Annotated in this window: 22 protein-coding genes and 2 pseudogenes; 8 read left to right on the forward strand and 16 right to left on the reverse strand. The window is 36.4% G+C overall.

All coding sequences use genetic code 11. The annotated features are described in order from the left end of the window. The first annotated feature begins 154 nt into the window (after positions 1 to 154). From BN1066_RS07305 to BN1066_RS07315, 3 genes are all read left to right on the forward strand, one after another. The gene (locus tag BN1066_RS07305) at positions 155 to 1,801 is read left to right on the forward strand and encodes an alkaline phosphatase (protein ID WP_077318776.1); all 1,647 of its coding nucleotides are present in this window, start codon (positions 155 to 157) and stop codon (positions 1,799 to 1,801) included. Positions 1,802 to 2,022: 221 nt separating this feature from the next. Next, positions 2,023 to 3,105, forward strand: a complete 1,083-nt coding sequence (locus BN1066_RS07310) for a glycerophosphodiester phosphodiesterase (protein ID WP_077318777.1) — start codon at positions 2,023 to 2,025, stop codon at positions 3,103 to 3,105. Between the two features lie 586 nt (positions 3,106 to 3,691). Beyond that, the gene (locus BN1066_RS07315) at positions 3,692 to 4,279 is read left to right on the forward strand and encodes a CalY family protein (RefSeq protein WP_077318778.1); all 588 of its coding nucleotides are present in this window, start codon (positions 3,692 to 3,694) and stop codon (positions 4,277 to 4,279) included. Positions 4,280 to 5,006: 727 nt separating this feature from the next. Here BN1066_RS07315 and murQ read toward each other — a convergent pair. Genes murQ through BN1066_RS07340 form a run of 5 tightly spaced genes read right to left on the reverse strand, consistent with a single transcriptional unit; the run spans position 5,007 to position 9,461 of the window. After that, positions 5,007 to 5,912 (reverse strand): N-acetylmuramic acid 6-phosphate etherase, encoded by a 906-nt coding sequence (gene murQ / locus BN1066_RS07320; RefSeq protein ID WP_077318779.1) that lies wholly within the window; start codon positions 5,910 to 5,912, stop codon positions 5,007 to 5,009. Beyond that, a complete protein-coding gene (gene anmK / locus BN1066_RS07325; protein WP_077318944.1) occupies positions 5,902 to 7,119 on the reverse strand; it encodes an anhydro-N-acetylmuramic acid kinase AnmK in 1,218 nt (405 codons plus the stop codon). Before anmK ends, murQ begins: the two co-directional genes overlap by 11 nt. Positions 7,120 to 7,130: 11 nt before the next feature. Next, on the reverse strand, positions 7,131 to 8,057 hold the full coding sequence (locus tag BN1066_RS07330; RefSeq protein WP_077318780.1) for a BadF/BadG/BcrA/BcrD ATPase family protein: 927 nt from the start codon (positions 8,055 to 8,057) through the stop codon (positions 7,131 to 7,133). Next, the gene (locus BN1066_RS07335; protein WP_077318781.1) at positions 8,032 to 9,123 is read right to left on the reverse strand and encodes a DUF871 domain-containing protein; all 1,092 of its coding nucleotides are present in this window, start codon (positions 9,121 to 9,123) and stop codon (positions 8,032 to 8,034) included. The genes BN1066_RS07330 and BN1066_RS07335 overlap by 26 nt, the downstream gene beginning before the upstream one ends. 2 nt (positions 9,124 to 9,125) lie before the next feature. Next, entirely contained in the window at positions 9,126 to 9,461 is a 336-nt protein-coding gene (locus BN1066_RS07340) for a PTS lactose/cellobiose transporter subunit IIA (RefSeq protein ID WP_077318782.1), read from the reverse strand. Between the two features lie 558 nt (positions 9,462 to 10,019). On the opposite strand from BN1066_RS07340, the gene BN1066_RS07345 reads away from it, so the two are divergent. From BN1066_RS07345 to BN1066_RS07365, 5 genes are all read left to right on the forward strand, one after another. Then, the gene (locus BN1066_RS07345) at positions 10,020 to 10,865 is read left to right on the forward strand and encodes a MurR/RpiR family transcriptional regulator (RefSeq protein ID WP_245799727.1); all 846 of its coding nucleotides are present in this window, start codon (positions 10,020 to 10,022) and stop codon (positions 10,863 to 10,865) included. Positions 10,866 to 11,333: 468 nt separating this feature from the next. Then, positions 11,334 to 11,639, forward strand: a complete 306-nt coding sequence (locus tag BN1066_RS07350) for a PTS sugar transporter subunit IIB (protein ID WP_077318784.1) — start codon at positions 11,334 to 11,336, stop codon at positions 11,637 to 11,639. 26 nt (positions 11,640 to 11,665) lie between these two features. Beyond that, a complete protein-coding gene (locus BN1066_RS07355; protein ID WP_077318785.1) occupies positions 11,666 to 12,937 on the forward strand; it encodes a PTS sugar transporter subunit IIC in 1,272 nt (423 codons plus the stop codon). Positions 12,938 to 12,997: 60 nt separating this feature from the next. Then, entirely contained in the window at positions 12,998 to 13,303 is a 306-nt protein-coding gene (locus BN1066_RS07360) for a hypothetical protein (protein ID WP_077318786.1), read from the forward strand. Then, the gene (locus BN1066_RS07365) at positions 13,296 to 14,615 is read left to right on the forward strand and encodes a 6-phospho-beta-glucosidase (protein WP_077318787.1); all 1,320 of its coding nucleotides are present in this window, start codon (positions 13,296 to 13,298) and stop codon (positions 14,613 to 14,615) included. Before BN1066_RS07360 ends, BN1066_RS07365 begins: the two co-directional genes overlap by 8 nt. Before the next feature lie 220 nt (positions 14,616 to 14,835). On the opposite strand, the gene BN1066_RS07370 is transcribed toward BN1066_RS07365, so the two are convergent. The 11 genes and pseudogenes from BN1066_RS07370 to rbsK all read right to left on the reverse strand — a co-directional run bounded on the left by BN1066_RS07370 (position 14,836) and on the right by rbsK (position 25,662). Continuing rightward, complete coding sequence (locus tag BN1066_RS07370; protein ID WP_077318788.1) at positions 14,836 to 15,837, reverse strand: 2-hydroxyacid dehydrogenase; 1,002 nt, start codon at positions 15,835 to 15,837, stop codon at positions 14,836 to 14,838. A 32-nt stretch (positions 15,838 to 15,869) separates the two neighbouring features. Then, a complete protein-coding gene (locus BN1066_RS07375) occupies positions 15,870 to 16,628 on the reverse strand; it encodes an SDR family NAD(P)-dependent oxidoreductase (protein WP_077318789.1) in 759 nt (252 codons plus the stop codon). Next, complete coding sequence (locus BN1066_RS07380; RefSeq protein WP_218668067.1) at positions 16,628 to 18,148, reverse strand: FGGY-family carbohydrate kinase; 1,521 nt, start codon at positions 18,146 to 18,148, stop codon at positions 16,628 to 16,630. The genes BN1066_RS07375 and BN1066_RS07380 overlap by 1 nt, the downstream gene beginning before the upstream one ends. A gap of 385 nt (positions 18,149 to 18,533) precedes the next feature. Continuing rightward, positions 18,534 to 18,782, reverse strand: a complete 249-nt coding sequence (locus BN1066_RS07385) for a hypothetical protein (protein WP_245799728.1) — start codon at positions 18,780 to 18,782, stop codon at positions 18,534 to 18,536. A gap of 475 nt (positions 18,783 to 19,257) precedes the next feature. Then, positions 19,258 to 19,398, reverse strand: coding sequence for a hypothetical protein (locus BN1066_RS20160; RefSeq protein ID WP_179104315.1), 141 nt, complete (start codon positions 19,396 to 19,398; stop codon positions 19,258 to 19,260). Positions 19,399 to 19,473: 75 nt separating this feature from the next. Beyond that, positions 19,474 to 19,651 (reverse strand): annotated as a pseudogene (locus BN1066_RS07390) (IS3 family transposase); the annotation flags it as partial. 281 nt (positions 19,652 to 19,932) lie between these two features. Then, positions 19,933 to 20,775: pseudogene (locus tag BN1066_RS07395) on the reverse strand (AraC family transcriptional regulator). A 521-nt stretch (positions 20,776 to 21,296) separates the two neighbouring features. Next, a complete protein-coding gene (locus tag BN1066_RS07400) occupies positions 21,297 to 21,842 on the reverse strand; it encodes a hypothetical protein (RefSeq protein ID WP_077318945.1) in 546 nt (181 codons plus the stop codon). A 437-nt stretch (positions 21,843 to 22,279) separates the two neighbouring features. Further along, the gene (locus tag BN1066_RS07405; protein ID WP_077318791.1) at positions 22,280 to 23,494 is read right to left on the reverse strand and encodes a NupC/NupG family nucleoside CNT transporter; all 1,215 of its coding nucleotides are present in this window, start codon (positions 23,492 to 23,494) and stop codon (positions 22,280 to 22,282) included. A 41-nt stretch (positions 23,495 to 23,535) separates the two neighbouring features. Continuing rightward, complete coding sequence (locus BN1066_RS07410; RefSeq protein ID WP_077318792.1) at positions 23,536 to 24,483, reverse strand: nucleoside hydrolase; 948 nt, start codon at positions 24,481 to 24,483, stop codon at positions 23,536 to 23,538. A gap of 198 nt (positions 24,484 to 24,681) precedes the next feature. After that, positions 24,682 to 25,662 (reverse strand): ribokinase, encoded by a 981-nt coding sequence (gene rbsK, locus BN1066_RS07415; protein ID WP_179104316.1) that lies wholly within the window; start codon positions 25,660 to 25,662, stop codon positions 24,682 to 24,684. Position 25,663: the final 1 nt, after the last annotated feature.

Here is a 25,663-nt window from a genome sequence, read left to right on the forward strand (position 1 = left end):
ATCCGGTCTTAGGCCCTATTATATAACAAAAAATAACCAGTAAATACAAAAAATCTAATATTTACATTTTTTTAACTTTAGATTAATAGTCTTTCAACATTACTTTATTATGGTAGAAAGCAGATAGGCGTTAGCAAAAAATGGAGGAGATGAAATGAAAATAAAAAATAAAAAACTGGCTGGACTTTCGCTTGCAGTTATATTAAGCACCTCTATTGTTACCTACAGTATGGTAAATGCAGCTAGAGATAACACCAACCACCAGAGTCAACCAACGAATGGTGCAGCCAAAAATGTCATTTTATTAATTGGTGATGGAATGGCAGAAAACCAAATATCTGCAGCAGCTTACTTTAAAGGGGGTGGATATGGTGCAGACGATTTAGCAATGGATCAGTTTACCAATGTTGGATATGCACGAACATTCTCACATGATAATACGGTTACAGACTCTGCCGCAGCGGCAACTGCTTTTTCCTCCACATATAAGACCGACAATGGAGTAGTGGGGAAAGCACCCAAAAACAAAGAACATCATGAAAATGAAGAACATTTTGATGTGGAGACAGTGCTCGAAGCTGCGGAACAAAGCGGTATGTCAACAGGGCTTGTTTCGACAGCCAGAATTACGCACGCAACCCCAGCTGCTTTTGCATCTCATATTGATGACCGAGATAAAGAAAATAATATCGCTGAACAAATGATCTTAGAACATGACATTGAAGTCCTGCTTGGTGGCGGAAAGCATCAATTTCTTCCAAAAGGAGACGGCGGGAAACGAGAAGATGGAAAAAATCTCTTAGATGCTGCGAAAGAAAAAGGTTATCAACTGATTGAAAATAAAGATGAAATGGCAAAAGCAGACTCGGACAAACTATTAGGTTTATTTAATAACAGCCATATGACATACGAATTAGACCGAGATTTGACCGATGAGCCAAGCATTGATGAAATGACAAATAAAGCATTGGATGTACTACAACATGATGATGACGGTTTCTTTTTAATGGTAGAGGGCGGGCGTATTGACCATGCAGGGCATGCCAACTATCCGGCAACGAATATTCAGGAAACACTAGCATTCGATAAGGCCGTCAAAGAAGCAGTTGAGTTTGCCAAAAAAGACAAAAATACTCTTGTTATTGTATCCGCCGACCACGAAACAGGTGGTATGTCGATTGGAGTAAACGGCGAGTACGGATTTAATAAAGATGTCATACGCAATGTAAAGCGGACACCAGAATATATTAGCCAGCAATTAAATAAACATGATGCCGATTTTGCTGATGTTATGGCAACTTATGCAGGTATCCATAACTTAACGGAAGAAGAAGTCGATTTGGTTCAATCAACTACAAATAAGGCTAGTGCCATCGCTAAAATTATCAGTGATCGTGCATTAATCGGCTGGACAACTACAGGGCACACAGCTGTTAACGTCCCAGTATATGCATATGGTCCTCTAGCGGAAAAACTAACCGGAACAATTGATAATACCGAAATTGCTAAAGTCATCAGCCTAAGTACAACCAAATCATTTACCTCACAAAATTTAATCGACCAAGTAAATGAACTTGCAGCAAACGGTGAAATAACAGATAAGAAAGCTGCACGGACACTATTAATACATCTGAAAACAGTCCGTCAATTTGAAGAAAAAGAGGCAGTTGATAAAGTTGTCAAACAGTTGACTAATTTCCATCTTCTGCTCGACAAACAAAAAGAAAAAGAGGTCATTTCCACTAATGCCTATCAAACACTTAAGAACGGAACAGATGCACTATTAGCTAAGTGGCAATAACTATTATCCATGAAGAAAAACTTTGCTTGTCGCCAAGCCTTTATGGCGAAGACTATCATTTTTCTTATACGATAAAAACTAAAGTTTTATACTTTCCTATCGTGTAAAATATATAACCCTTTTTAATCTATGAATTCGGTAGAACAGATAACAGACTATAAGTGGAAAGAATAGCATCTCTACATTTCTATATTAAATGGGGAATGATGAGGAGAACTAAAATGAAAAAACGTTCGAATAAACTTTTAGCTATTACCTTATTTGTTATCAGTATCACAGTATTACTACCAACCATTTCTGCGTCAGCAAATACGGCGAATTCTTTTACTATCGCCCATCGCGGTGCATCCGGCCAGGCACCGGAAAATACAATGGCCGCTTTTGACAAAGCGCTTGAATATCATGCCGATTACTTTGAAGTAGATGTACAAATGACAAAAGATGGCGAATTAATTCTCATGCATGATACAACTGTCGACCGTACAACGAATGGTACAGGTGCAGTTAAAGATTTTACCTTTGAAGAAATTAGACAGCTGGATGCAGGAAGCTGGTTCCATGAATCATTTGCCGGTGAAAAGGTACCGACACTCGGAGAAGCATTAGACCGTCATAATGGGGAAATCGGTATCCTCATTGAATTAAAAAATCCAGAGCTCTATCCAGGTATTGAACAGAAAATAGCAGATGAACTAGTAAAACGTAACATCACAAATGAAAACAGCAATATCATTGTTCAATCTTTTAATTGGGAATCTGTTAAGCAAATTCATCAACTACTGCCATCGATTCCAACTGGTGTACTGATTGGTTATGGCCAAACCATTGGCGGGAAAATAACCGATGAACAGCTAGCAAGCTTTCAAACATATGCTGATTATGTAAACCCTAATAAAAGTTTATTAAATCAAGAAACCGTTGACCGTATCCATAAATATGCCTTCAAAACATGGCCCTACACCGTCAATGATCGAAATTGGGTTACACAACTAATCGAGTGGGGAGTGGACGGCATCATTACCGATTATCCGTTACTCGTAAACATGCCAGCCAGTGCAGCAACAATCAAAACACTTGTTGAACGCTTTGAAGGAAAAGAACTCTCCAGTGAAACAGCACATGCATTAAAAATCCATCTAACAACCGTCAGTCAATATGAGGAACAAGGATTACAAGATAAAGCTATGAAACATATGAACGGCTTTATCACCTTATTGAATGAACAGAAAAAGAACGGGTTGATTTCCGACCGCGGATATCAGCTACTTCTTAGCGAAGCAAATTTTTTAATGGAAAAACGATAAGCTCCAACATTTAACAGTATGTTCGTTTATGATAAAGAAAACATGCCTAACAGGAGTATGCCGACGGCGGGCAGCAAACCCGCTTTTACTCGGCCTTCCTTTAGGTTCGAACCGATGTTGACTTATCGTAGGAAGAAGAGCGAAATTTGCTAGGCGCTTGAGCGCTTATGGCTAGACACAAAAGCTACAAGCGCTCGCTTAGCGACGTACAAACTGGAGGTCTTCTGACGAGATAAAGAAAACACGGTGACGGAGGAACCGATGTTGACTTATCGTAGGAAGAAGAGCGAAGTTTGCTAGGCGCTTGAGCGCTTATGGCTAGACGACGAAGCTACTTTTCAAAAGAATTACCTACAATGAAACAACATCTTATAAATTACTAAGTTTATCAAAAAATAACTGCGGTATCTTAATTTGGTGACAAAAAATTTTATATAAAGCGTATTCTAAAAAATCCCCCGAGTAACTGTTCAAAAGCTGATAACAACTTGTTTCATTGAAAGACCTTTCTTTTCAGGATAACAATACCGTTTTGGTTTTTTTGAACAAGGAACAAAGGGAAAAATGTACAGGGAGGAATATTGAAATGGGAATTAAAAAACAAATCGGTATTGGGGTATTATCAGCAGCACTTGGTTTAGCAATGATAGGCGGTGGAACATATGCATACTTCAGTGATGAAGAGGTAAGTCAAAATACATTTGCAGCAGGTACACTTGACTTAAATGCTGAACCAACAGAAATGATTAATCTTAATAATTTAAAGCCAGGCGACTCCATGATTCGTACATTTGAGCTGCAAAACAACGGAACGTTAGACATTGAAAAGGTACTATTGGAAACGAATTATTCTGTTATCGATGCTAAAAGTGACAATACAGACGACTTTGGAAAGCATATTGAAGTTGAGTTTTTATATAATGCCGATAAACTGGATGAAGTCATCTATAAAACCACGTTGGCAGATCTCAAAAACATGAAACCGGAAGCGGTTAATAAACATGTTTTTTACCCACAATTTGGTGACAAGGGACTTCCTGCCGGTACAGTAGATGATATCGCGGTAAAGTTTAACTTTGTTGATAACGGAAAAGACCAAAACGAATTTCAAGGGGACGCTTTAAATCTCGAGTGGACATTTAAAGCAGTCCAAGCACCTGGTGAAGCAAGGTAATCGCTTAAAAAATATCACGCACCAAAAGATATAATAAGAGATTATAACATAAACAAATACGAAATAGCACAAACCGAACAATTCATTTATAATTGTTCGGTTTGTTTGTGTTTAGAAAAACTTGGCTTGTCGCCAAGTCTTTAGCGAAAGCCGTAGTTTTTCTTATACGATAAAGTGAAACTTCATTCAGTAGGAGTTTTCTTCCATCTCCTACTGAATGTTAGTACCTCAGGGGGTATGACCTAAAGGCCCCTTAAACGAATCGGGCATTTAGGTACCGTTTTCTCCCACTTTGACCCTTTGCACGAACTCAGGACTTGAAGTGGGAGTCTTACAGCACCTTACATGCGGGATAAAGTGAAAATTCATTCCGTGGAATGCTTTTTACACGGAATGTTAGTTGAACCAATCGGGCATTTAGGTGCCGTTTTCTCCCACTTTGACTTTTTGTATCAACTCAAGATTTTGAAGTGGGAGTCTTACGGTACCTTACATGCGGGATAAAGCCTAAAATTTTATACTTTACTATAGTACAAGGACGATTTATGGTTGTTTTTTAATCAGCTGTTTTCGTTTTGTCCCAGCCTCTGATTGATTGCACTAAAAATACGCTAGATAAGCGAAACCAAATACAATACCTTAATTTAGTAGAAATAAATAATCCACAACTTTTAAGTGAGACCATTTATTAAATTCCTATTACATATATTAATTATCGCTAGTTTCTTTATCTTTCTAAACTGTTTTCTTTTATCGCCTTAACAAAATTTCCATTATGCTTAGACAACATCATTTTTGCTTTGATTGGATCTATATGAAACAGCAACATTAAAATTGCTATGCGTACATCCCCGTCTGCTTCCTTATTCGCTTTCTTCGCAGAAATTTCATCAACACCAGTCAGTTCTTGAATAATGTTGATTGCCCGTTTGCGCAGCTTTTTATTTGTTGCTTGCACATTGATCATAAGGTTCTTATATACTTTACCCAGTCGTATCATCGTAGCTGTAGACAGCATATTTAAAACCATTTTTTGTGCAGTTCCAGCTTTCAGACGGGTTGAACCCGTAACTATTTCTGCTCCTACAGGTAACTCTATTGGAATATTAACATTTTTCGATAGTTTCGTGTCTACATTGCACGAAATACCGATTGTTGGTACACCCATTTCATTTGCCTGTTGTACTGCACCTAAAACATAAGGGGTATTGCCGCTCGATGCTATACCAACGATCACATCTTTTGTTGTAACATGATTTAGTACATCTTTTTTTCCATTTTCCCAGTTATCTTCTGCATCTTCTATTGCATTTCTAAGCGCAGCATCGCCACCCGCAATAACCCCTTGTATCAAGTCAGGAGAGACACCAAATGTTGGCGGGCACTCAGATGCATCTAATACTCCTAATCTACCACTGGTTCCTGCACCAAAATAGATGACATGTCCTCCTTTTTCAATTGCTTGTACCATTGTTTCGATAGCTAATTTAATCTGCGGAAGTGCTAATGCAACCACATCAGCTACTTTTTTATCTTGTTCATTCATTAATTTTATGATTTGCATTGTAGAAAATTCATGAAGATTTTTGGACTTATTATTTTTCATTTCGGTTAATTGTGAATCATCTGCCATCGTTCTCCCACCTTGCTTGTATTGTCTTGTTGTTATATCCTTTTTTTAGTATTTGTTTATGATCTCCATAAGGCGGGAGTGCTATCTGTCCTAATATAACTGGCTCAATAGCCCCTGTTGCCTTAGGAACATTTGTCTGCTGCTGATGAATGGTTTCATTAGCAAGTACTGCAAATCCAACAGCTTCTTTTTCATCTGTCGTTATACCAAGTTGATCAATTGTAAACACATTGATGGTTGGCAGTAACTGTTCAATCATTTTAATTAACGTATGATTATTTCCACCACCACCACTTAAAATTATTTCTGAAACTTCCGAATTAGGAAAAACAAATTTTTTATACGCGTCTACAATGGAAAAGGCTGTAAAATAAGTAGCTGTTGCGATTAAATCTTCTGGTGGTAAATTGCTAGATAACGTTAGTATTTCTTTGGTATATTCACTACCAAAGTCTTCCCTTCCAGTTGATTTTGGAGGAACTAAACGAAAATACGCATGTTGCATCCATCTATCTACAATATCCTTGTGAACTTTCCCTTTTGCTGCTATCCTTCCACCTTCATCAAAAGGAAGGTGACATAATTTTCTACATAATTCATCTATTATCATGTTCCCTGGACCGGTATCAAATGCATATATTTCATTTATTTGAGCATTTTTTGGAATTACAGTGCAATTACCAATGCCGCCAATATTTTGTAATATTCTTCCTTTATTTTCATCCCGAAATAAAAGCCAATCCATATAAGGTATTAAAGGTGCACCTTCTCCGCCCGCTGCGATATCCATTGTTCTAAAATTAGAGACAACTACTGTATTTGTTTCATATGCTATGATAGAAGGATCACCAACTTGCAACGTTGATTTAGCTAAAGAATGATGTGCTTTTGGAATGTGATATAAAGTTTGACCATGCGAACCAATTAAGTCTAATTGATGTAAATGAATGTTGGCTTCTTTACAAACTGCTTTTACAGCATTCGCAAAGACATAGCCCATCTTAAAGTTCAAACTACATATTTGTTCCACATTCGAGCTAGTTTTATTTATTGCTAAAAGCAGTTCTTGCTTCAATTCATCATTGTAAGGCAATGATATGCTCTTCAAAACTTCCATACGGGTTCTTCTTTTATAACCTTCCATTTTTACAAGCGAAGCATCAATTCCATCTAATGAGGTTCCTGACATGAGGCCAACAACTAACATACTCATCATAATTAACCTCCTATTTGACTTTTCCATGCATAGAGAGAACCTGTTACTGCCGGGGTATTTCTAAATAGAAGCGACATATCGGTTGAGAATTCTTTTAATTTTATCTCAACGTATTTCTGAATAAATTCATTCTTTTCTAATAGGCCGCCTTTCAAAACAATGGTTATTGGAGGCTCTAATCTGAGTAGTTTAGTCAGCCGTATAACCTGCTGAGCTATTTCGTAACCAGCATTTTCCAAAAGTCTGATTGCATCTATATCCTTATTTTTAGCAAGTTGATGTACAAATAAGGATAGTTCAGCAATTTCTTTTTTTGTAGAAGAATAAACAAAATCTTTTATGGCAGACGGTGTCCATAGTTGGTATTCGCCAGCTAAGGATGTAGCAAATTCTTTTTGAATAGAACCTTGCTCGATTTCGGAGATCAACCGTTTTAATGCCTGAATGCCGATATCATATGAGCTTCCTTCATCTCCCAACAAATGCCCCCAACCACCAATTATTTTAATGGTGGATTTATTTTTTCCAATAAAGACAGATCCTGTTCCTGCTATTGCCAATATCCCGTTTTCATCTCCTAAAACCGAATAGAGAGCTAATTCCGCATCATTTAAAACGAAAGTTGGTATTTGAAATTGTTCCTCCACCAATTGTTTAAACTCTAATTTAGAATTACCTTTTTCAATTCCGGCAACACCTAAAACAATAAACTCACACTTACTACCATATTCACTATTCATACAAACTTTTATTGCATCCATAATATTATGTTGAGTCTCTTCCCTATCCACTGCTACGTTACCCTGTCCATTTTTTACGGAGAAAAGTATATTTTTATCATGATCCATCACTGCTGCATACGTTTTAGTTCCACCTGCATCAAGACTATATAATACATGTCTATCACCTATCCCAATTTGAAAAAGCAAATTTATCCCATGGCTTCAGATAGTCAATTAAGAAAATCTCCTCTTCTCGTATTCTGCCGATAACATTTGTTTTCCCAGAATTCTTCATATCTTTTAAGGCAATTTGTAATTCTCCTGCATATTGTTTATACAAATCGCTTTCTATGATGATATCCCCTCTTTTTATGTCTATCGTGTTATGTGGCGGAAAAGACTCTCCTCTATATTTAACTCGGCTTTGCGTAGAACGAATCATATAATCAGAAACATCACCACGATAAAAATGAGGTTCATCAAATACTATTTTTTTCTCTAAATCGCTCACTGAATCACTTAGTTGAATATTAAACGTTATTTTCTCTTTATTCATATGACTTAAAAGTTCCATTTCTTCTTCAGATGCATATGCATTACTAATAATGACATCATCAATTAACGTTGTGGCAAACAAATGTTTTGCCTGAACATCGATCGGTAATTCGCGATGCATTTCTAAAGTGGGTAACCCTTCTACGATTGGCCACGGTCCAAACGTTGCAGCCTTTGAAGATACAAAAGCAGCTGTTCTCAATCCGTGCTTTTTAAACTTTTTACTGCATTCGATAAAGAAATCATACGACAAACCGCTGTAGCGATGTGGATAAAAATTATGACAACCTATTAACTTATTCCGATTAGGTTGGAAGCTTAAAATATTTTCCAGATACTTCGTTGCATTACTCATATTAATCTCTATATTTAACCCATATGGATTAAAGGTCATCATGGACTCTTCATTCCCAGTAAAACCAAGATCTAATCGAATTCCATTTACCCCAAGGTCATTAAAAAAAGATAAGTCGTCATATGAGATACCTAAACTTTTAAATATACGTGGGCTAATATCGCATATTACTTCCATATCAAGCTGTTTTGCAAAATTAATCGTTTCCTTGAAATTAGATAAGATCTCATTTTTATTTCCTTCAACGGAAAGTAAACACGTAAAAATGCGCTTAAATCCGTATTTGCTTGCTAGATGTATATAGTGTTTATCATTTTCTACTGTGGAATGATTTGGATAAATAGAAATTCCCAATTTTTTCATCTTTACACACTCTCTCCTTGTTTTTTTTCTAATTGATCTACCCTGTTAAGTATCTTGATCATCTGTTCAATTAAGGACATCTCACTGATTGCCGCCATTAAGTGATCCTGTGCATGGACCATTAATAACGACATCTCAACTTTACCCCCATTTATTTCTGCTTGAATGAGCTTCGTTTGTGTATTATGTGCTTTTGTTAAGGTTTGGTTCGCTTCTTCCATTTTTTTATTAGCCAAATCAAAATCGCCATTATAGGCTAGCTCTAGTGCTTCATAAGCAATCGATTTAGCATCCCCACCATGAGAAATAATATGGAATATCTCTGTTTCTATATTCATCCTGTAACCCCTCCAAAAAATTTCATTTCTGAGATTGTTCAAAAAGCAAACTAAAATAACATATAGAAATTCTTTGCACGTTAGAATGGATAATTTTTAATGTTGAAGTTCATTCAACTGTTAAAAACTTTCAAGTTCTAGTATACGTGCAACTAAGCTATCATCTACGCTTCGCTTGTTACTAGCCTAGTTTTCTTTATTGGCTTCTCCGTTCCCGAAAAGAAAAATGCTTCTCCTGATTAGGAATGAGTCTAGAGAAAGCTGTTCAGTATTATACTGCATACACTGTAGCTACTCGATACTCCGCCAGCGCTTACTTTGACTAGATAGGACGTGCTAGTCTTGGCGCTGTAACAAGGATGGTCTTATACCTTAGCCACTCTTTAATCGTTTTTATCTTCTTTTTGAACACGCTCTTATAGTATATAAGATACCATAGATTGAAATTTTGTTTTAGTATTTTTGATAAATATATTGAATTTTTATTTCGTTTATTCTATAATACATGTGAACGAAAACCCTTTCAAGAAATATTAGCTCTAGGGGGTAGACAATCTTTTGTATATTTTAAGAATGATTAGGAATCAAATGAAATACTTCTCCAAATCAGAGAAACTTGTTGCAGAATATATTTTGAACGAACCACAAAAAGTTGTAAATTTTACAACCAAGGAGCTTTCTGAAAAGTGTTATACAAGTGAAGCTGCGGTCATTCGGTTTTGCAAACGTGTCGGTATTCATAGTTTTAAAGACTTTAAAATTGCCCTGGCTAAAGAAATCAGCCTCGAAAAACATGAATTTATATATGATACTCCAATAAAATTTGACGACAACATAGGTGAAGTAATTAACAAAGTCATTACGAAATCAATAAAAGCTCTACAAACAACTTCACAACTTTTGTCTACTCAACAGTTGGAAGAGGCAATCGTAATACTACATGGTGCCAAAAGAATATACTTATATGGTGCAGGTGGGTCGTCTATTGTAGCTCAAGACCTAACCTTAAAATTATTACGAATTAATAGACTAGCTTTTCACCACCCTGATATACATGTACAAATGACGAACGCAGCAAATATGGATGAACATGATGTTTTATTCGTTGTTAGTACGTCTGGGGCAACGAAGGAAGTTATACAATTAATTGAAACAGCGAAGGAAAAAAATACGAAAACCATACTTCTTACGCAACAAAAGAATTCCTTTGCTCGAAGAAAAGCAGATATCATTCTAGATATATCCGTAGAAGAGGAAAACATTAGAGTTGGTACAATGAGTGCTAGAATTGCAGAGTTAGCGGTTGTTGACGCACTATTTATAGGGTTATGCATTAAACTTGGTGATACTTTTTATAATCATATATTTAACACACACCACGCCGTATCACGTTTTAAAGAATAAAGTGAAACTTCATTTCTTAATATGCCTTTCCCAAGAAATGTTAGTTGAACGAATCGGGCATTTAGGTGCCGTTCTCTCCCACTTTTGACCCCTTGTATCAACTCAAGATTTTGAAGTGGGAGTCTTACGGCACCTTACATGCGGGATAAAGTGAAACTTCATTTCTTGTATGCCTTTCCCAAGAAATGTTAGTTGAACGAATCGGGCATTTAGGTACCGTTCTCTCCCACTTTTGACCCCTTGTATCAACTCAAGATTTTGAAGTGGGAGTCTTACGGCACCTTACATGCGGGATAAAGTGAAACTTCATTTCTTGTATGCCTTTCCCAAGAAATGTTAGTTGAACCAATCGGGCATTTAGATGCCGTTCTCTCCCACTTTTGACCCCTTGTATCAACTCAAGATTTTGAAGTGGGAGTCTTACGGCACCTTACATGCGGGATAAAAACTATTAAAGGAGCTGATCAAATGAAAGTATTATTCGTGTGTTCTGGTGGTATGTCTAGTGCAATTGTTGTAAATTCGCTAAAAAAAGAGGCGGGAAAACATGGGCAAGACCTTGAAGTTAAAGCTATTGGTTCTAGTGAAGTAGCATCTGAACTCGAAAACAACTGGGATGTAGTTATGGTCGCACCCCAAATTAAGCATCGTTTTGACAATATAAAAAAAGAGGCGGATGAATTTGGTGTACCCTGTGGAGCCATTCCACCACAAGCTTATACTCCATTAGGAGGCCCTGCATTATTTAAAACATTGAAAGAATTAGTCAATTAAACAGAAAGAGAGAGGAGTCCATCTTCATGGCTAAGTTTACAGATTTCTTAGAAAAAAAAGTATCAAACCCAATGGCCAGATTAGCTGAACAGCGTCATCTGTTGGCAATACGTGACGGAGTAATATCTGCCTTGCCATTTATTATAGTAGGGTCATTCTTTTTAATACTTGCTTCCCCTCCATTACCGGAATCATGGGAAATTACGAAATGGGCAACTGGTCACGCTGATGCCATATTAATTCCGTATCGAATGACCATGTTTATCATGTCCTTATATGTAGCCTTTGGTATTGGTTATAATCTGGCACAATCATATAAGGTCGACCCATTATCCGGAGCGCAAATTGCAGTTGCTTCCTTACTACTTACCATAACTCCATCTGTCGTCGAAGAGTTAGGCTTTGTACTGCCAATGCAGTATCTAGGTGGAAGTGGATTATTCGTAACTATTATTGTATCTATTTTATCTGTAGAAATATTTAGGATATGTAAGCAAAAAGAAATTACGATTAAACTTCCAGATGCGGTGCCATCATCCGTAAGTCGCTCCTTTGAAGCACTAATACCTGTTGCAATTGTAATTATTTTAATGACTATTATTACTGTAACGATGGGAGTAAATTTACATGCTCTTGTAGAAAAACTAACTACACCGCTTGTTACTGCTGGAGATAGTTTATTCGGCGTATTGGTTCCTGTATTTTTAATTACATTCTTTTGGTCGTTCGGTATTCACGGAGTATCCGTTGTCGGTTCAGTTGCTCGCCCTCTATGGGAAGTGTACATAGCAAATAATGCTGAAGCTGTTGCTGCCGGTGCAAGTGAATTACCTCACATTGCTCCAGAGCCTTTATTTCAATGGTTTATTTGGATTGGTGGTTCTGGTGCCACATTAGGTCTAGTTATTGTCATGTTAATTTTCGCTAAATCAAAATATTTAAAAAATCTTGGTAAAGCTGTTGTTGTCCCAAGTGTTTTTAACATTAATGAACCGGTTATTTTTGGGTTACCAATTGTATTAAATCCCATTTTAATCATCCCATTTATAGTCACACCAATTATAACCGCAACCATATCCTATTTGGCTACATCGGTTGGACTCGTATCGCCGACATTTATAAGGGCTCCATGGACACTCCCTGCACCAATTGGAGCATACTTAGCAACTGGAGGAGATTGGCGTTCTATCATTCTAGTATTCATAAATATTGCTATATCTGCGGTAGTTTATCTACCTTTCCTAAGAGTTTATGACAAAAAAATGCTCAGTATGGAGCAAGGTCAAGAGCAAGAATAGATAGGCACTTTTACAAGGGAATCACTTGGTTGATTCCCTCTTTAGGAGGTATTTCTCATTATGAACCAATCCAGAATAATTCCTCGTATTAGCTTTAAAGGTGTTTTCGTATTTATGACTATTTTATTTTTAGGGGTTTTATTTCTTACCATCCCCTTAAAATATATTCCTATTTCGGAAACAATGAGTTACTTTTTAAGTGCTGGAATTTCTGCTTCCATCGGAATAAGTGTAGTCCTAACAAAAATTGATGGAAAAACAGAAGACAAACAATTAATTAAAAAAAGAAGACTCATTTCCATTATTGTTGGTTTTGCTGCGAGTGCTTTAATGACATTTGTATTTGGAGGAGATATCCTTGGTTAGAAACGGAATTAAAATAGCTACTATTGGTGGAGGATCAAGTTATACACCTGAATTTGTTGAAGGACTAATTAATCGATATAAAGAGCTTCCGGTTCGTGAATTATGGTTAGTCGATATAGAAGAAGGAAAAGAAAAACTAAATATCGTCGGGAATTTAGCCAAACGAATGGTAAAGAAAGCCAACTTGCCAATGAAAGTTTATATGACATTGAACCGAAAAGAAGCATTAAAAAACGCAGATTTTGTAACAACTCAGATGCGTGTAGGCTTACTGCAAGCAAGGATTAAAGATGAACGCATCCCTTTAAAACATGGCATGATCGGTCAAGAAACAAATGGAGCCGGTGGTTTGTTCAAAGCACTTCGAACGATTCCCGTTGTATTGGATATAGCAGAAGAAATGACGGAACTGTGCCCTAATGCATGGCTCATTAATTTCACCAACCCCGCCGGCATAGTAACAGAGGCTGTTATGAGACATAGTAGCCATAAAAAAGTAATTGGTCTCTGTAATGTACCGATTAACATGAAAATGACAATTACTCAATTGCTCGATGTCCCAACTGATCAAATAAGTATCACTTTTGGCGGATTAAATCATATGTCATATGGTCTGGATGTCCATGTAAATGGAGAATCAAGAATGGATGAGGTTATTGAGTTATTGGCAGACTCGGATAAACAATTAACGATGAAAAATATAATTCCACTACCTTGGGATAAAGACTTCGTTAAGGGACTGGGGTTAGTACCAAGTCCCTATCATCGTTATTATTATAAAACGAGTGACATACTTAAAAACGAGTTAGAAGAATTTAAAGTGGGCAAAACCCGTGCAGAAGTTGTTAAGCAGTTAGAAGATGAACTGTTCGAATTGTATAAGGATCCTAATCTTAATATTAAACCTCCACAGCTTGAAAAACGTGGAGGAGCTTATTACAGTGATGCTGCTTGTAATTTAATATCATCTATATATAATGATAAAGGTGATATTCAAACACTTAACATCCGTAATAAAGGAGCCATTACAAGTCTCCCTAACGATACAATCGTTGAAATCAACTGTATTGTTACAAAGCAGGGGCCTATCCCGCTTGCAGTTGGAGAACTTCCATATTCGATTAATGGCCTTATTCAACAAATAAAGTCATTTGAATTAGCTGCAATCAAAGCTGCTGTTACAGGTTCTTATGAGCAAGCTTTATTAGCTCTTTGTATCAACCCACTTATTACAAGTGATGAAAAAGCAAAAGTAATATTGGATGAAATGTTAGAAGCACACAAAACATATTTACCTCAGTTCTTCAAATAAGGAAATTTTAAATATTTATATAAGAAAACACCTCTTTTTAGTTGTAAAATTAGGTTAAGTCAGCCTATCAACTATTAGTGAGGTGTTTTTCTTGTATAAAAAACAAGTCATTTGTTACTATACACTTTTTTGGTAAGCCTAATTCCTATAATTTTCGGTACTGTCAACAACGAGTCATATTCTCCAAAACCTTCTTCTACAGGGTCTAGATTCCCCAAACTTATTTCTGATTCTCCTTCCAATCTAATATTCTAGCCGCCAATTTTTTTGGAGTGTTTTGAAAGGCATCAATAGTACTGCCAGCTATATGTGCTGTTATTGTAACATTATCAAGTTCAACAAAGGGACTGTTTTCATCTAAAGGTTCATCGTCAAACGTATCGATAGCCGCTCCAGTAATCAGACGATTTTTTAATGCCCGGATTAGATCCTCTTCTTTTATTAAGCCTGAACGAGCAGTGTTTATGATTACAGCTGTATGTTTCATCATTTCAAAATGTTTGTAGCGAATCATATGTTTCGTTTCTTCTGTTAATCTTCCGTGTAATGAAACAATATCAGATCTTTGTAATAAGGTATTTAAATCCACTTGATCAAATACTGTATCACCTTGAAAGTATGGATCATAAAAAATGATATTCGTATCAAAACTGCTAAGAAGCTTACCAACTAATTGTCCAATGTTTCCAAAGCCTATTATTCCTACTGTCTTATCCTTAAGTTCCGGGACAAACTCCGCATTTACAAAGTCTTTTTTCCACTCTCCTTGTTTTAAGGCGGCGTGGGAACGAGCAATGTTGCGGACTTCTGATAATATCATTCCTACTGTAAATTCAGCAACACTTCTAGCATTTCTCCCAGGAGTGTTTAGAACTTGAATTCCTCTATCCGTTGCGGATTTCAAATGTACATTTTCCATTCCGCCACGTAGTACGCCAATTAATTTTAAGTTCGTTGCTTGTTTAATTACGTTTTCATTAATAGGAGCAAATTGTGTAATGATTACATCATATTCTTCAATATCCTGATAGATAGATTCTGGTAACTTCACAGCTTCACTGCCTTGCTGTTCTATCTTCAAATTATCATGCTGTAATTCTTCTAAATCAGAATGCGACCATTCTCTAATCACTACTTTCATTCCAGCTGCCCGTAACTGAATTAAACCTTTCTCCATCATATCTTTCGGGATAAATAGATCAGTGATGGCTAGGCACTTCATATAAAATCACCCCCATTTTTTTATTCATTCTTTTATCTCATTAACATTCCACCGGTAGCATCAATAGTTGCACCTGTCATATAATTTGCTTTCTCAGAAACTAAAAAACTGGCAATATCAGCAATCTCGCTAGGCTTTGCTATTCTCCCCAAAGGAATGCGATTTAGATAGTAATCATTCTTTTCCTGCAATGATTCTCTCATCATATCTGTATCTACAATACCTAAAGCAAGATTATTAACATTAATTCCATCCTTAGCATGTTCTCTCGCCAGTGAAATAGAAAAAGCAATCATACCGGCTTTACTTGCAGCATAATGTGCATGACCTGTAGTTGAACCATAAAAAGCCGCTTGTGATGTTATATTTAGTATTTTGCCTTTCTTCTTTTTGCTTAAGCAATGTTGGACAAAAGCCTGACAAGTAAGAAAAACACTATCCAAATTTATTTGGATTGTCTCCTTCCATTCCCTTAAACTCATGTCTTTTATATAACTAGTTGGCCATGCAGCCGCATTATTAATTAAAATATCTATATCGCCAAAATGCTTGCTGCTTTTACCAATTAATTTGGATACTGCATTTCCATCCAATAAATCGAGTTGAAGATCAGCTGCCCTCGACCCTATCTTGTTTATCCTCTCTACGACCTTTTTTGCTTTTTCCTTATTATCTTGATAGGTTAGAACAACATTTGTTCCTTCTCTTGCTAATGATAAAGCAATTTCACGACCAACTCCTCTAGATCCACCAGTTACAACCGCTGTTTTCCCTTTTATTCCTAAATTCACTAGTAAACACCAACCTTCCACACTTCTTCCATTCTCTTTAATGTTTTCTTATAATTCATATACTTAACTTTATATATACGGCTGTTTTCTTTAGTGGGATAAATCGTGCTTTCAATTTTAATCATTTTATCTGCAGCTTCTTTTATGGAATGATAATTTCCTGTCATAACAGCAGCACACATAACTGTACCTAACGTTCCATGCTCATTTACTTCTACTATTTCCAAAGGAATTTGTAAACAGTCAGCAAACATTTGTAACCATACATTTGATTTTGTTACACCACCGGCAATTCTGGTCTTTTCCAATTTATCTCTATATTGTAATAACCTTTCTATATGGTATATATGTCCAAACACAATACCTTCATATACAGCTCTAACTAGGTGTTCTTTCTTATGCCAGCTATTCATGCCAATGAAGCAGGAATTAGCATTTGGGACTGTATTTGAACCAAATAAAAATGGAAAGAAGAGGAGATCACTTTCTTCTGGTGTCGTATTCTTGACCATCTCATTACATATATCATAAATGGGGACTCCATTTTCTTTCGCATTCAACTTTTCTTGAACCATAAAATTATCAATAAACCACTCTAAATTACTTGCTGAAGTTGGACTAGCTTCTGTAACTAACCAATATTCCGGTAAACAATAAATGGAAGTCATAAATAACTCACGATCGATTATCGGAGTTTTCGTAATAAATTCGTTAATGCTCCACGTTCCAGCTACAATGCATAACTCTTTATCTGTTATAAGTCCGGAAGCTATCGCTGATGCAGCGATATCGAATAGCCCTCCAGCAACTGGTGTTCCTTCTTTCAAACCTGTTACGTTCGCTGCTTCCTTTGTTATATATCCACACAAATCTGTTGATTCCTTCAACGGCGGCAACTTAGGCAGTATGTCTTCCAATCCAAAAAAAGCTAATAGCTCTTTATCATAGCAACGATCTCTAACATTTAATAGGTTTGTTCCAGATATATCCGTCAGCTCTAAATATGCTTTCCCAGTTAATTTAAAACGAATATAATCTTTTACCATAAATATATAATCTGTTTCCTCGATTACTTTTGGATGGTTATCCTTTAACCAGGCTAGCAAAGCCACTGGTTGACCAGCCCAAATAGATTGCATCGTTTTGGGCAAAATTTCTTTTTCAAATCGTGCATCACTATACCAATTTTCGATATAATGCTTTGCCCGATTATCTGTAGAAACTATTCCGTTATACACAGGCTCTCCATACTTATTAGATAAATAAATACCATTACCATGCCCGGTTATAGAGACGCCAGCAATTTGTTCTACTTTAATTTTAGAAATACGAATTGCTTCTTTAATCACAGAGATATTGGCTTTCCATAATTCTTCCATGTTTTTTTCCGTGTGATAAGGTTGTGGCATAATCATTTTTGTTTTTCTTGTTGCTAATCCAATTTCTTTTCCAGCTGAGGTGTAAATTGCTGCTTTGGTTATCGTACCCCCATTATCAATACCCATAAAGTACTTATCCATCATCCATACCCCCTAAGAAAAAATGTTACGCCTTCGTCTGAGCCTCAACATTGTACACCTCCTTGTTCACCCTTTTAAAAATTAGAGAAACTTGGCTTGTCGCCAAGTCTTTAGCGAAAGCTTATAAACCTAAAAAATTTATACTTTCCTATAGTACAAAAAAGACCCCACAAATAAATTAACCATTTCTAGTTAATTATTTATGGGTTCTTTCATTAACATATGACCTCTTAATAATTTTTTATTTACGTACCTCTATATTAGCCCACTATGTGTGCACTGTGATCTGTTGACTCACTCGCTATACTTTGGATTTTATTTTTATAGAACTTAAATGTATCACTACCAATAATATGACATTAATCAGTACTAATCCTCTAATATGTTATTCATTTCCTTCTGTGTTCAACATCCACACCTTTTTTATCGGATATATTTGCGAAGCCCAATTAATAGCTGTCTTTTCTTTCTCTAAATTATATTTTTCAACTAATAAATCATATAAGTCCTCTTTATTTGGAAACTCTTTTAAATTTATATTTAAATCATCCCATGTTAAATAAACGCGATTATCCTTTAAAAACTTATTTTCAAATTCCCCTTTGGAACCTGCTCGAAATAACCAAATACTCAACCTGTTCAACTCCTTGTGTAATGTGGGATTGCTAGGTCAAAATTAGGTGGTGCATTAAAATCCAACTCTGGCTAACAATTAAATAACCATTCTGTCCCCCTCTAAATCTCTATCTTAAAAGTAACAAATTCCCAACTAACGTTAAATATAACATATCTTTCTATTAAGAATAGGGGCAGAATAAAGAAATAAATGCGCATTCATAGCAAGGAAACTAGTAAAAAGCCTCAATAAACAATATTAGGGCGAATTATTTTAAATCCCCCCTTTCCAGAAACAAAGAGCGAGCATTACACCCTCTCTCATATATTATTATTGACATACCATATAACCAATTGAATAATAAGTGTAACGTACATTATTGTAATCAACTATACCGATTAGAAAGATAATTTATATAGTTATCTCCTAGTCAAAAGTCTCGAAGCCCTCGATTTAATAATCCTTACCTGGCTAGAACAATCGCTATTTTTCGTTAAGAATAAATTAGAGAAGCAGCTGAATATACAATAAATAGAATAGGTGGTTTTAATGATGGCCGATTTAAAATCGATAATAATCCTTCTGAAAGTGTAATTCGAGCTTTTAAATGGTCATGAACGAGTAATCGTTTCATTATCATTGCCCATCGCTAAATATGGCCACACCCCCATTTACCTTCTAATTCTTTTAAACGTAAATATTTATACTTTTAAAAGAGCGGACTCATTTTAAATTTTGCCTTTATTCGTTTCATATTATAGTAATGTATATATTTTTCTAATTCTATTTTAAAAGTTTTATGTAGAGAATTCCGACTTCATAATCCCAAAGAAATTCTCCATTACTGCGTTATCGTAACAGTTTCCTTTTCGGGACATACTTTGCACAAACTATACGGCTCATCATAATCCCAGGATAAACATAGTTAGAGCTTTATTTTCGCTCTCTATTAAAGACTGTAAAAATGTAGGAATTGACTTTGATTGCTCATATTTAAATGGATTCAGATAAATAAAAGAATATAATTTTCACGCTATTAATCCCCATCTTAAATTCTATACACGATATAAATGCTGATCCTTACCAAGAAATAATTTTCCAACCAACAAGTCCTACCAAAAAGAGTTTCCATATCGAGAGGAAACTCCTTTTCATCATTAACCCCTATTTAGAGGATAATTGGCACCCACAGCTCATGCCTTGGCTTATGCTTTGGAGGATAATAACATTCCATACACGGTAAATTAGCCAGTTCATAACCGGAAGTTGGAACCCATTCCGAGTATAGCCTTTTCCAAGCCTCCACAATATTAGGAAAAACAGCCCAAGTGGCTGGCGGGATAATCAATGTTTCCATATCACTTGGTGCATCGCCATCATATCGCACCCCCATATAATATGCGAATTCATCATCGGTAATAGCTGCTTCTTTGCCACAAACACCTAACAGACTTTCAAGTGTACATTTTGGATTTTCCCAAGACATATCGATAAGCTCTTGCATAAAGCCGTCTTTTTTGGCAGTATTCCACAGTGTAGGTATCATTTTAAACGCTTTGCTCGTTTTTACAGGTTTACTTTTTCCAACAATCTTTATTTCAAAATCTAACTGTTCAATTCGGTATTCCATCTCAGCATCTCCCTTTATAGAAATTTGAAAAGAGATCTTTGGGAGGGCTTTCAATTATGTCCCTTTTGTACGAGCGGCTGAGGGGGTTAATCCATGTGTCTTCTTGAAAGCACGTGAGAATGAATCAACAGAATCATATCCGTACTTTATAGCTACATCCATTATTCGAATATCACTTTTTTGAATTTCAAATCCAGCAAGGGTTAGGCGTCTGCGTCGAATGTATTCTGAGAGGGATATACCAGAAATAGACGAAAACATTCTTGAAAGATGATACTCTGAACAGTAGCCAACTTGTGCCATTTTTTTATAGCTTATTTTATGATCAAGGTTTTGTTCAATGTAATCTAATACGTTATTCATTCTCTCCAACCAGTCCATACCATCTATCTCCTTTCATTCATATTGTAATAGAAAAGAGACTTTGTTGTACGACTTTTTATGCCTAAAAAAGTCGGATGCCCCTCTTTTTATCTATAAAATTTTCTCTTTATTTTATCACAAAGATTAATACAACTATATTAGACGGAATAAAAATGAAGCAGGAGTATATAAATCATGTGCAGGAAGGCGGCTTAAAACGTGCATACCAAAAACCTGTGGTGATACTGCTTAGGCTGGGTTTAGTAATAAGACTATGATGCTATAGGAAAAACGGGTACAGCAGATAATACATTCAACAGAGATTACAAAGAAAGCCTATCCCCGATCAGATATGCGTCTATAGATAATCCTGAAGTTGCCTTTGCCGTAGTCGGCACAAAGTAGAGCATGTAAACATCAACATAGGCGAGCGAACCATGAATGCTTATTTCTACCTGAAGGAAAGCCATGTGGATACTGAATCGGAAAAGGAATACTTATATAAAACCTAGTTTCTACTTAACGGAGTTATCACTCCATCATTTCCATATTTTCCTATACTTTTGCTTATACTTTTCATCATCGACAGTTTCTATTAACTCCATAGCTGTTTGTTTGATGTTTTCATCATTTAAGTGGTCATATAAGTTCTTCATGTTTTGTATCATATCAGAACGAATTAACGTATCATTTTTTTCATCTGTAGCCGTTTTAAAACGGTCAACCATATATTCCATGACCATTTCTTTTTGTGTTGTACCAGCAAGTCCTACCTTCCAGATCGATTGCAGACTATGTCTAGCAGTAACAAATTTCTCATCCTTTGTTACTTGCCACAACTTAGGGAAGTCCTTTATTATTCTATTTTCAGGATCACTCTTTGCTAAATTAGCTAAGTATTGTGCAGCTCGAGAGCGCTGATGATTATCTTTATGGGATAAATCTTCTACTAATTGATCCCAAACTTCGTACGCCCAGTCTACTTTTTGCTCTGTTGCTTTTAAAATATTGCAGTATGCTTGATACCGTTCTTCTTTATCTTTTGATTTTGATCTTTCCAATTCTTTTTTTATCTGACTATCCATTTTTTCAATTCCCTTCTTTTGTAGTACCATTTTTCTCACCAAGCCCTAAAATGCCATGTGCTTATGCTTTAACCTGATTTGACCGTCTCCTTGTATTACACTAATTTTCCTGAACATGATGTTATTTGGGAAAACTTTTTATGATTGGCATTTTACTAAGAACGAAACGCACAATTAGTAGGAGAATCATTAATATCATTATACTATTATTACCTAGAATATACCGTCAATGATCAATAATCTTCGGCTTCTGTAATCGTTATTCATTGATTGATAAGTTATTGACATATCCATTCGTATAATCGAACAAGGTATACCTACACGCCAAATTGTCACAACAAAGGAAGTCCTGTTACGAAAGCTTGATATTATACATGTATAGTGACCAATAGCCGGACAAACCATGGTCTCTCCGGCTATGTAATATTTTCCCGCTTTTAAAGCAACATCCCAGCAATTGCGGCACTGAGTAAATTGGCTAAAGTTCCGCCGATTACGGCTAAAAAACCAAATCGAGCGAGATCACTCCTACGGTCTGGTGCAAGTCCACCGATTCCACCAAGAAGCATTGCCATGGCTCCTAGGTTAGCAAACCCACAAAGGGCAAAGCTGATAATGGCAACTGTTTTATCTGAAAACGAACCTATTTCTGACGCAAATGAGCTATAAGCAACAAATTCATTAAGCACAAACTTCTGACCAATAAAAGAACCAGCCTGTACAGCTTCTTCCCATGGAACTCCAATTACAAACGCCAGTGGAGCAAAGAGGACACCAAGTATTTCTTCCAACGTGATTGCCTCAAATCCAAACAAAGAACTAAACCAGCCAAGTCCTAAATTGGCTAACGAAATCAATGAAATAAAAGCAAGTAATAGCGCTCCGATATTTAAGGCCATTTTCAACCCGTCTAATGCACCCTTCGATGCAGCATCAATAATATTTACTGTATCAGGGTCTTTCTGAAACGTAATTGGCTGTGCCTCTGCACTCAAATTTCTTTCAGGGATGATAATTTTTGCCATTAATAGTCCTGCTGGTGCCGCCATAAAAGCAGCTGCAATTAAATATTCAAGCGGGATACCTAATAGTGAGTAACCTACTAAAACAGAGCCGGAAACAGAAGCTGTTCCACCTGTCATTACAGCGAATAATTCTGAATTTGACATCTTACTTAAATACGGCTTAATAACGAGTGGAGCCTCCGTTAATCCAACAAAAATATTTGCTGCCGCTGACAACGATTCCGGCTTTGTCGTTTTTAAAAGTATGGAAAGAAAACCACCTACGATTCTGGTTAAAAATTGCATAATACCGAGATAAAACAATACGGAAATTAGGGATGAAAAGAAAATAATAATGGTTAAAACCTGAAAGGCAAAAACAAAACCTATTCCCTCTGCCTCAAATAGCCCTCCAAATACAAATTGTATTCCTTCATTAGAAGAATCGATAATACGTTGGACAAAAGCAGCTACACTTCCTAAAATGTTTTTCCCTGTTTCCCATTTTAGAACGATGAATGCAAAAACTACCTGAATGATTAAAGCACCGGCAATCGTTCTCACATTAATGGCTTTTTTATCTTTAGACAGGAGAAAGGCCAGCCCTAATAAAAACAATACTCCAAATATACCCCAAATAATTTGCATCTGTTTTCCCCTTAAATATATATTTAGTTTTGGTATTACGTTTATATAATAGTAGTTAACATCTCTAGAAGGGAGTTTTTAAACTTATCACGATCAACAGCTTCACAAACTCGAACATTTGGTTTTTTATTCATTCGATTATTTAAATCAACAAGACTATAACCCCTGGTTAATTCCCCCTTCGTTTCAATATCAACATAATAATGATTAGACATTGTCATCAAACTTTCATCAGCCGCAATGGCTACAAGTAACGTATCGGGATGGGTTGTCCCGTTTAAACGATGTACTGCTTTATTAAATTTCATCACTACTCGATTAATATCAGTAAAAAATTGAGAACCAGCCGTTCCGATTTTTTTTATTTCTTCATGATCGCCATCATCCATAATTGAATATTTTATACACATATCCCAACCAACCATCGTAATCGGTATCCCGGAATGAAGAACAAGCTTGGCGGCTTCGGGGTCAACCCAAAAATTATATTCAGCCGCCGGAGTAATATTACCCAATGTATTATTTGTCCCACCCATTATGTAAAGGTGTGGAATAAGCTGAACAATCGACGGATCTTTTTTAATTGCCATGGCGATGTTGGTTAAAGGAGCGATAGCAAGAAGAGAAACTTCTCCAGGATACTGCTTCACTTTTTCAATAATAAAATCAACAGCATGACCAGTTTCAGGTCGCTGTTTTGCTTTTGGAAAATGCGCCCCTCCCATTCCATCTTCTCCATGAACGTCCTCAACAGTACGATGGCGCTCATCTCCAGTTGCTAAAATTGGGCCTTCATAACCTTTGTAAACAGGAACGTATTCTTTCGGTTTTGCTACTTGAATGGTGTAGAGCGCATTTTCTACCTGCTGATCAAAATCAACATTTCCTCCCGTAATCGTTACTCCTTCAACCTTATAATGGTGTAGAGCCATTAACAAAGCTATCGTATCATCCCCTGCAGTATCCGTATCTATAATAACTCTTCTCATTTTTTACACCTCATTTTTTACTTTTTTACAAATAAATTACATATGAAATCGCACGAATCTCCCTAAACGATCATCACCTGTCTTGAATCAGACAGCTCTTTTTTCCTTGCTTCGTTTCTTAAAATGAATCCTGCATTCTCCCGGCTGCTTCGTCATACATCATGTATTCCGATTATCATAGTAGATTCGTATCCACCATTATATTTTAAATAAACCTTCTCCTTCATGTATATCGGCAAATTGTTTATTATTTTTAAATTGACTGAGTTGTTCCCTAGTAGCAAATGCCGGAACAACTTCTTCCTTCGTTACACAATAAGCACCGGCTAGGTTCGCAAAAGAAACCGCTTCCAACAACTCGTATCCTTCAGCTAATGCTACAGCTAACGCTCCAGTAAACGCATCACCTGCTCCTGTCGTATCAATAGCTTTAACTGGATAGGCCGGGATGTTCACTGTCTCCTTAGAGGTGACAATAAAGCAGCCCTTCTCCCCTCTTGTGACAATGACAACTTCAGGTCCTTTTGTTAACAATTGTCGTGCTAGCCGTTCACATTCTTCCATTGTAAGTTGATCACTTGGTTCTTTACCGTTTAGTATGAGGAGTTCTGATTCGTTCGGATTAACAATGGATGCCAACGACAACAACTCCATTGCTTCTTTTCTTGCAGGGGCTGGATTTAAAATAATCATTTTCCCTTTCCTTTTTGCAATTTCCATCCCCCGCCTTACTGTTTCATAAGGAATTTCCAACTGAAAAACGACTATATCACAATCAGAAATCACATTTTCAATGCTGTCCATATACATTGGACAAAGCTCTTTATTAGCCCCTACATCAACAATAATACAATTATCGTTTTCTTCATTTAACAAAATAATGCCAACACCCGTTACACGTTTATTTGTTCGAATAATGTAAGAGGTATCGACACCTGCTCTCTCTAGCATGGCTAGCCCGTCATCACCATATTTGTCCTCACCGAAACACCCCACAAAAGTTACCTCTCCACCTAGCTTAGCTGCAGCAACAGCTTGGTTTGATCCTTTTCCCCCATAGCTTTCGGAAAAGCCGCTGCCAATAAGCGTCTCTCCCCAGTTAGGGATTCGCCCAGTTCTACAAGTTAAGCCAACATTATAACTACCAATTGAAAGTACTTTTTTTGTTTTTTGCTCCACC

Origin of the sequence: Virgibacillus proomii (assembly GCF_900162615.1) — a bacterium.
GTDB classification, from domain to species: domain Bacteria; phylum Bacillota; class Bacilli; order Bacillales; family Amphibacillaceae; genus Virgibacillus; species Virgibacillus proomii.